Source organism: Sulfurimonas sp., from assembly GCF_027056685.1.
Classification (GTDB): Bacteria; Campylobacterota; Campylobacteria; order Campylobacterales; family Sulfurimonadaceae; genus Sulfurimonas.
The window spans coordinates 1-1,652 of sequence record NZ_JALUKE010000015.1 but is presented as its reverse complement, the minus strand read 5'-3'; the positions used below and the strand labels follow the sequence as shown (position 1 = coordinate 1,652).

2 protein-coding genes are annotated in these 1,652 nt (G+C 37.8%); both read right to left on the bottom strand.

Annotated features, from left to right (window positions below; genetic code table 11):
• Positions 1-56 precede the first annotated feature (56 nt).
• Positions 57-806 (bottom strand): cobalt-precorrin-4/precorrin-4 C(11)-methyltransferase, encoded by a 750-nt coding sequence (locus MVY38_RS00715; RefSeq protein ID WP_297482340.1) that lies wholly within the window; start codon positions 804-806, stop codon positions 57-59.
• Positions 803-1,652: bifunctional cobalt-precorrin-7 (C(5))-methyltransferase CbiE/decarboxylating cobalt-precorrin-6B (C(15))-methyltransferase CbiT (locus MVY38_RS00710; RefSeq protein WP_297482334.1), on the bottom strand; the 850-nt coding region annotated here is incomplete at its 5' end. The genes MVY38_RS00715 and MVY38_RS00710, both read right to left, overlap by 4 nt.

Sequence of the window (1,652 nt, the reverse complement as noted above, 5' to 3'; positions counted from 1 at the left end):
TGCTGCGTTTAAACTTGGATCGTTAATCGTGGCTATAGCTATTTTCATGGTCTTCCTTAGAGCGCTTTAGACTTTTTCTCGCCCTCTTTTTTATATTTTTGTGCATAGAGGTGTGATTCTACTGTCGCTTTTTGGTGCAGGAACTCACCGAACATAATAAGTGCAACACCTTTAATGTGAGAAACCCTCTCTTGTATATCTGAAATAGTACCCTTGTAAACCTTTTCATCCGCCCAAGTGGCGCGTTCAACTACCCAACATGGGGTATTTTTAAGATACCCTAATTCCAACGCACTCTCTTTGAGTTTTTGAATAAGAGAGATGGAGAGATAAAAAGCAAACGAAGAGTGTTTGTTTGAGAGTAGCTGTTTAAGTGACTCAGGATTTGGTGTACGACCCTCAAGCCGTGAGATAATGAGTGTTTGTGAAACTCCGGGAATAGTGTACTCAATGTTTACAGCCGCTGCTGCACCAAACGCAGCGGTCACACCAGGAATAGTTACATACTCTATTCCCTCACTCTCTAAAAACTCTATCTGTTTTGCAGTTGTTGAAAACAGAGAACTGTCTCCAGTATGCAAACGCACAAACTTTTTATGATGATGCTCTTTTATGAATTTAAAAATATCCTCATAAGCCATATCAGCAGAGTTAGCAATAAGTGCATCATCTCTACACCAATCTAAAAGTTCACGAGGCACTAAAGAACCCGTATAAAGCACAACCTCTGCTTCTTGTAAGGCTTTCATACCTTTCACTGTTATAAGTTCGGGGTCTCCAGGACCTGCTCCTACGAATGTAATCATTTTATATCTTTCCTTACAATTATCTGGTGCATTACCCTCTCAGGTTCAGGCATCAACAAACTCATTTTGTAAGTTGTAAGACTCACACTTTTTATATCAAAAGCAATGTTTGCTTGTTTTAAAACTGTTATAGCTGTTGTAAGATGTTGGAGCGTTACAAAATTGGCTACCATAATGCCACCATCGGCTAACCTTTCATACAAATAATCTAGCTCACTGATGACTTTGTCACCACCACCACCGACAAAAATTCTCTCAGGAGTGCTTAGCTCTTTTTTATACTCTTCACTCGCCTCACCGATGGAGAGTTTTGTATCTAAAATTTTATGTTTTTTGAGAGAGTTTTGTATCATCTTCGCTCTTTTTTCATTCTTCTCAAAAAGGATACTCTTTATTTTGTATCGTTTATAACCATCAATACTTACAGAACCAGAACCAGCACCGATGTCCCACAAAAGCATATTTGGCTGTAGGTCAAGATTTTGTAAAGAGATATGGCGTTTATAGCTTTTTGTAATCATCCCATTTTCATGCTCTATGCTCTCTTCACTTGAGATATTTGGCAGAGGTTTATAATTGCGTTTGATAAGGAGTGAGTAAGGCATATGAGGAGGGTTTTGCACCATTTTTTGCAATGTTGTACTTGAAAAAAGTTCATCACCATAACCAAATCGTTCTCCAAGTGTGATGTTTACATTCTCTTCATCCAAAAATTTTGTCGCTTCTAAAAGTATGCTCGGTGTATTCTCATCACAAATCACAAAAGTATAATCTTTTGTTAAAAAGTTCTCTAAGTCTATAAAACTTTTTCCATGTAGAGTTACAATGCCAGTTTTGACAAGACTC

What these genes read in the sequence shown, in the direction of transcription:
- MVY38_RS00715 (WP_297482340.1), bottom strand. Translation starts at nt 806, where the DNA reads ATGATTACATTCGTAGGAGCAGGTCCTGGAGACCCCGAACTTATAACA.